Annotated in this window: 5 protein-coding genes and 1 pseudogene; 4 read left to right on the top strand and 2 right to left on the bottom strand. The window is 57.9% G+C overall.

Annotation, left to right across the window (positions count from 1 at the left end; all coding sequences use genetic code 11):
* Positions 1–204, top strand: a pseudogene (locus tag AC221Y_RS18090) (hypothetical protein); the annotation flags it as partial.
* A gap of 284 nt (positions 205–488) precedes the next feature.
* Here the strand turns inward: AC221Y_RS18090 and AC221Y_RS18095 are convergent.
* The gene (locus AC221Y_RS18095; RefSeq protein ID WP_486707945.1) at positions 489–2,009 is read right to left on the bottom strand and encodes a sulfatase-like hydrolase/transferase; all 1,521 of its coding nucleotides are present in this window, start codon (positions 2,007–2,009) and stop codon (positions 489–491) included.
* Between the two features lie 114 nt (positions 2,010–2,123).
* Positions 2,124–2,981, bottom strand: a complete 858-nt coding sequence (locus AC221Y_RS18100) for a LysR substrate-binding domain-containing protein (RefSeq protein WP_299752208.1) — start codon at positions 2,979–2,981, stop codon at positions 2,124–2,126.
* A gap of 173 nt (positions 2,982–3,154) precedes the next feature.
* Here AC221Y_RS18100 and AC221Y_RS18105 point away from each other — a divergent pair, with 173 nt between their 5' ends.
* From AC221Y_RS18105 to AC221Y_RS18115, 3 genes are all read left to right on the top strand, one after another.
* Positions 3,155–4,336 (top strand): 2-aminoethylphosphonate--pyruvate transaminase, encoded by a 1,182-nt coding sequence (locus AC221Y_RS18105; protein ID WP_299752211.1) that lies wholly within the window; start codon positions 3,155–3,157, stop codon positions 4,334–4,336.
* 15 nt (positions 4,337–4,351) lie between these two features.
* A complete protein-coding gene (gene phnA / locus AC221Y_RS18110; protein ID WP_299752214.1) occupies positions 4,352–5,611 on the top strand; it encodes a phosphonoacetate hydrolase in 1,260 nt (419 codons plus the stop codon).
* Positions 5,608–6,636: aldehyde dehydrogenase family protein (locus AC221Y_RS18115; RefSeq protein WP_486707946.1), on the top strand; the 1,029-nt coding region annotated here is incomplete at its 3' end. The genes phnA and AC221Y_RS18115, both read left to right, overlap by 4 nt.

The following is a 6,636-nucleotide window of genomic DNA, read 5'->3' on the forward strand; positions in this document are numbered from 1 at the left end:
CTGGCTGACAGTGGTTTGCTTGCAAACCGTGAAAAGGGGACGCTTCGACGACGAGAGCGAGCCATGCAGCGGTTCCGGAGCATGCGAAGTTTGCAGAAATTCGCCGCCATTCATGCCTCCGTCTGCAACCATTTCAACCAAGAGCTCACTTTCTACAACAGAGACAATTTCAAGCTTGGCCGAACCGCTGATCTATCCGAGTAGCGCCAGCTTTGTTCGGCATAAGTTCACGCATTCTGGGGCAAACTGAGACTGGTTCGAATTGGTCTGACACCACCTGTTCTCGCTTTATATTTCGCCAGACAGATGCCTGGCGAACTTCTGCCAGCGCGCACGCTCCCGCGCGCATCAGCAAGAAGAAAAGATTGTCCCCCTCTTCCCCATTTCACCTGCCACACCGGATCGACGTAACGGGCTGTCTTTGCCCGATGGGCATGACAAATGCATGACGTCTTTGGGCATTTCCCGACGGAATTCAGCAAGGCAGATCAAGCAGCACCCACTTCAAGCCCGCGCGATGACACCATCGTCCTCGAAAACGTACCATCGGGGTTTCGCATCCGATGGCAAAGCATCTGACGCGACAAATCAAGAAGAATCCGCGTCTTTTCCGGATCTTCGGCTAAATTTTTGGCTTCTCCTTCGACATTCATGTCAAAAAGAAGCGCTGGGAGGTCGGATGCGAACTGGACCAGCTTGAAGTCAGCGGTGCGCAGAATAGCCAGATTGCAGGCGTCGAGGTCAATTCCAAGGTTGGTTTGAAAGCCGGACGGTTGGATCGGGTTTCCGAAGTCGATTTCGGAATAACTGTGTCTGCGCCAGTGACTTGGCGTGTCGCCCATAAGGAAAGGCGCGAGGCTGTGTCCGTCCATCGAATGGGGGATATCGATCCCAAGGTGGTCAAGAATCGTCGGGGTCACGTCGATTGATTCGGTCGGAGCCTGAACAACGTGGCCACGCGCGCCGCCAGGCGCCCGGAAAAGAAGCGGAACGTGGTGGGAGGCGTCAAAATAGTTGACCTTGCCCCAGAGACCGAAATCGCCAAGCGTCTCGCCGTGATCGGCGGTGACAACGATCAGCGTGTCTTCGTATTGTCCGCTGTCTTTCAGCCAGTCTATGAGGCGGCCGATATGGGTGTCGACCTCGGTGGCGAGGCCGAAATAAAGCGCGCGCATCTGCGCGATGGTGCCAGGCGTCGGCTCTAAGTCCGGGAAGCCCACGACCATGCCCGAGATCGGGTTACGAGCGGCCGAGACGGGCACGAAAGGGTGCAGTGTCTCGCCCAGCGCGAAGGCGCGCGGCGGCGGCATGTCCGCCGGCGCGTACATCGTGTTGTAAGGCGCGGGCGCGACAAGCGGCTGGTGCGGGCGGATGTAGGTGACGAAGGCGCACCAGCCGGGGGCGCGATTGGGCAGATCTTCCAGCACTTTGTCTGTCAGAAAGGCGGTATCGCTGTCTTCGGCGGCATAAAACGCGGGCGCATCGGGGGTGTCGCCGGCAGGGCGATAGGTGTCGGGATAGCTGGGAACGTCGTAGCCTTTCGCCCGCAAGTCGTCTTCCCAGGCGGTGACGTCGGTTTCCAGACGCATCCGCACAATTTCTTCAAAGCCCGGCGCAAGTTCTTCGTAACTTTGCAGCCTTGGATCGACAGGCTCGAGGCCGCGCGGATCAATAGCGTGATCGGTGTAGCCATAAAGAAGCGGCCTGATCCCCGCGTCTTTAACAACAGTCGCCAGATTGGGCGTGTCGGCGCGCACCGGCGTGCCGTTTCGCACGGCACGGTGGTTCATCGCGTATTGCCCGGTGAGCAAAGACACCCGCGAGGGACCGCAGGGCGACGTGACGCTGTGATGACAGTCAAAGCGCACGGCATCATCGGCAAGCGCGCGTAGGTGCGGCAGCTCAATATATTGGGAGAGGGCGCCGAAAACGCAATCGGCGCGCAACTGGTCGATTACGATGAACAGAACATTGGGCCGCGCAGGCACTATGGTCCCCCTCAGGTTCATGCCAGACGCTTACGCGCCCTCCTGTCCGATCATCGCCTATGCCAGCCATCTGTAAAATTTTAGATTCGTATCGAGCTATAGCTTTTTACGATAGATCGGTGCCGCACCCCTATACTACTGGTTGAGTGTGCGCAGAAAGGCGCGGATGACCGGCACGTCTTGCCGTGCGGTCAGGGTGATCAACATCTCTGACATCTTCAGATCATTGTCGAGAATAGGCAGAGATATGACGCGTGCGTCCTGACCGAATTCCGCCGCCGAGACGTACCCGATGCCTGCACCCGAGGCGACGATCTCGCGCATGGCTTCACGGCCTTCGACTTCGATCACGGGCTTGAACGCGAGGCCAGCCCGCGCGGCGGCTTGTTCGACGGCGGCCCGCGTGCGCGATCCTGCCTCGCGAGAGACCAGTGGTGCGGCGGCGAATTCCGCGAGAGTGAGAGATTTTCTGGACTTGGGCCAAGTCCCGCGCGCCGCGATTGCGACGATGGGCGTGTTGCCGAGATCGAGCGTTTCAAGATCCGGGGCGGCCACCAAATTGGCGACGACACCGACCTCGGCTTCGTAGTTGCGCAAACGACGCAGGATGTCTTCGGTGTTGCCTGTGTGAAGCGACACGAAAACGCCGGGGTTGGCTTTGCGGAAGCGACTAACGATGCCCGCCACATGCAGCGCGGAATCGGCGATGATGCGGAGTGTTCCCGTCACCTCGGCGCGCGACTGGTTAAGGTATTCGCCGATCTGACCTTCCATTTCGAAGAATTGCTTAGTGTAGCGGAATAATTCGTGACCGACCTCGGTGAGACGGATCTGGCGCGCCTCGCGGTGAAACAGAAGGACGTCGTGGGCCTGTTCGAGCTTGCGCACCTGATCACTGAGCGAAGGCTGCGACTGATTGAGGGCGGCGGCGGCGCGCGAGAAGCCGACGTGCAGGGCGACGTTATGAAAGGCGCGTAATTGCGTGTAGCGCATCGGTGTAGTCCTTGTCTTTTCACAGGCGCTTTGGGACGCATTGATCCAACATAGGTAGTTTGGAAAGGGTGAATTGTATAGATTTATCTTATGGAAGGATACAAAACAGAGATTTTACATATGGCCGATTTCTGGGCAAACAGAACAGCGACATGACCTGTGAGGCCGAGACAATGCCAAACGATCGCATTCCCGATCCGAAAATGCGCGAGCCCTTTTTGCTGACGCCCGGCCCTCTGACGACGTCCGAACGCACGAAGCGCGCGATGCTGAGGGACTGGGGAAGTTGGGATGGCGATTTTCGTGCGATGACGCGCAGTCTGCGTGACCAGCTGCTGGCCTTGATTGGCCCGGGCGCCGAGGCCTACGATTGCGTTCCTATACAGGGATCGGGCTCTTACGCGGTCGAAGCGATGCTGGGCAGTTTCGTGCCGAAGGACGGGAGGGTGCTGGTACTGGCCAATGGCGCATACGGACTGCGCGCAGCGGAAACGCTAAAGTATCTCGGCCGCGATTATATCGTGATTGATAAAGGGGATTATCTGCCGCCCAGAGGGAGCGAAGTGGCCGCGGTTTTGGCCGAAGATCCCGCAATTACCCATGTGATGGCGACCCATTGTGAGACCTCTAGCGGGATTTTGAACCCGATCGAGGAAATTGCCGCAGCCACGCGCGCAGCCGGTCGTAAGTTGCTGATCGATTCCATGTCAGCATTTGGAGCGGTGCCCCTTCACCCAGCCGAGCTTGGCTGCGTGGCGTTCGTGTCGTCGGCCAACAAATGCATCGAAGGTGCGCCGGGTTTTGGGTTTATCATTGCAGAAAAGGCCGAAATCGAGGCCTCCAAGGGCAATTCGCACTCGTTGTCGCTGGATGTTCATGCGCAGTGGGCGACGATGGAAAAAACCGGGCAGTGGCGTTTTACGCCTCCCACCCATGTGGTTGCGGCCTTTATGGAGGCCCTTGCGCAGCACCGCGAAGAAGGCGGCGTGGAGGCGCGCGGCGCGCGCTATGCGCTGAACAGGGACACAGTGGTGTCGGGCATGCGAGGCCTTGGGTTCGAGACGTTGCTGGAGGATCGCTGGCAGAGCCCGATCATCGTGACGTTCTTCTGCCCCTCGGATGCGGCGTTTGATTTCACGCACTTTTATGAAGCGATGAAAGCGCAAGGCTTTATCATTTACCCTGGCAAGCTAACTGTCGTGGATAGTTTCCGGATCGGCTGCATCGGACAGATGGACAGCCACATTATGACGCGTGTAGTTGACGCTGCGCGCAAGGCATTGGCGGAGATGGGCGTGGTAAGCGCCGCGCCGCCTGCTGCCGCATTGGAAGAACGCAAGAAACTCGCTGCCTGAAGGAACTGAACTGATATGCCTGTGAAATCCCCCGTGGTTGCCAACGACCGCACGTATGCCGCCCCAAAAACCTGCGCGATTGCCATCTGTCTGGACGGTTGCGAACCGGAGTATCTGGAGGTCGCGATTGCCAAAGGCCTGATGCCGGTCCTCAAGCGCATGCGCGAGACTGGCACTGACAGGTTGGCGCATTCAGTGATCCCCTCGTTCACCAATCCAAACAACCTGTCTATTGCGACAGGTCGGCCCCCGGCGGTGCACGGCATTTGCGGGAACTTTCTGTTCGACCCCGATACGGGCGAAGAGGTCATGATGAATGACGTTCGGTTTTTGCGTGCGCCGACGTTGTTTTCGAAATTCTATGAGGCAGGCGCGCGGGTTGCGATGGTCACAGCCAAGGACAAGTTGCGGGCGCTCTTAGGCTCGGGTCTGAAGTTTGACGAGGATCGCGCGATCGCCTTTTCATCTGAACGGTCGGGCGAGACGACGAAGGCCGAACATGGGATTGATGATGCGTCCGAGTGGCTGGGGATGCCGGTGCCTGAGGTCTATTCTGCTGAGTTGTCCGAGTTTGTTTTTGCAGCGGGCGTGAAGCTTTTGAAGGAGTGGGCGCCAGATGTGATGTATCTGTCGACGACGGATTATGTGCAGCACAAGTTTGCGCCGCACGATCAGGGGGCCCTGGATTTCTACGCAATGTTTGACCGCTATCTGGGCGAGCTGGACGCCATGGGCGCGGCCATTGTGGTTACGGCAGATCATGGCATGAAGCCAAAGCATGACGCGAATGGCGATCCGGCAGTGATCTATATGCAGGATGTGATGGATGCCTGGCTCGGCCAGGCGGCCGCCCGCGTTATCTTGCCGATCACCGACCCTTACGTGGTGCACCATGGCGCGCTTGGGTCGTTCGCGACCTGTTACTTGCCCGATGGTGCGGATGTGGGTGATATCGTTGCGCGATTGAAGGCTTTGCCTGAAATGCTTGAAGTTCTCACGAAAGCTGAGGCTGTTGCGGCTTACGAGCTTCCTGCCGACCGCATCGGGGATTTGACCATGGTATCGACCGAGAACATGACCATCGGCACCAGCGCCCACCGCCACGATCTGGCGGCCCTGAAGGAGCCGCTTCGCAGCCACGGCGGATTGACGGAGCAGGAGGTGCCCTTCATCGTGAATCGGGTGATCGATCTGCCGAACGCGCCCGTTTTGCGGAATTTCGATGCCTTTTATTATGCAACAAAAGCCGCCGCCCTTGAAGAGGTCTCCGCATGAACACCCACGATAAAGACTTTCGCGCTGAGGGCATGCGCATTGGCGGTGAAGTGATCTTTACCGACAACGTGATTGAGGTGAGATACCCTTATACAAACGAAGTGATCGGCACAGTGCCCGCGGGCACTGCGCAACACGCCGCGAAAGCATTTGAGATCGCCGCGAACTACACGCCGAAGCTGTCGCGTTACGAGCGCAGTCAGATCCTGAACCGGGCATCTGAATTGATTGGTGAAAAACGCGAGTTTCTTGCCAAATGGCTAACATTGGAATTGGGTATCTGCCACCAACACGCGATTTACGAGACCAAACGGGCGCAGGACGTATACCAATTTGCTGCCGGTCAATCGATGATGGACGACGGCGAGATATTTTCATGCGACCTGACGCATAATGGCAAAGAGCGCAAGATTTTCACCAAGCGCGAGCCGGTACGGGCCATCTCTGCGATAACACCTTTCAACCATCCGCTGAACATGGTCAGCCACAAGATCGCGCCATCAATTGCGACCAATAATTGCATGGTATGTAAGCCGACCGATCTGACGCCACTCACAGCCATCGCGCTGGCGGACATTCTCTATGAGGCCGGATTGCCCCCCGAGATGTTTCAGATCGTCACGGGCATGCCCGCCGATATCGGCGACGAGATGATAACGAACGAACACATCGACATCGTCACGTTTACCGGCGGCGTACCCGTGGGCAAAATGATCGCTGCCAAAGCGGGTTACAAACGCACGGCGCTGGAACTTGGCGGAAACGATCCGCTGATCATTCTCAATGACCTGAGCGACGCAGATCTCGACAAAGCGGCGACGATTGCTGTCGCAGGGGCGACCGGCAATTCTGGTCAGCGCTGTACCGCTGTGAAGCGCATCCTTGTGCAGGAAAGCGTGGCGGAAAAGTTTGTTCCACTGGTGTTGGCGAAAGCGAAAAGGATCAAGTTTGGTGACCCGCAGGACCCCGCGACAGAGCTTGGCTGTGTGATCCACGAGAAGGCGGCTGAATTGTTCGAAAAGCGC

The sequence above is a fragment of the Boseongicola sp. genome, from assembly GCF_057460485.1.

Excerpts from the sequence above, each read along its gene's own strand:
- AC221Y_RS18095 (WP_486707945.1), bottom strand. The coding sequence starts at position 2,009 with ATGAACCTGAGGGGGACCATAGTGCCTGCGCGGCCCAATGTTCTGTTC.
- AC221Y_RS18100 (WP_299752208.1), bottom strand. The coding sequence starts at position 2,981 with ATGCGCTACACGCAATTACGCGCCTTTCATAACGTCGCCCTGCACGTC.
- AC221Y_RS18105 (WP_299752211.1), top strand. The coding sequence starts at position 3,155 with ATGCCAAACGATCGCATTCCCGATCCGAAAATGCGCGAGCCCTTTTTG.
- phnA (WP_299752214.1), top strand. The coding sequence starts at position 4,352 with ATGCCTGTGAAATCCCCCGTGGTTGCCAACGACCGCACGTATGCCGCC.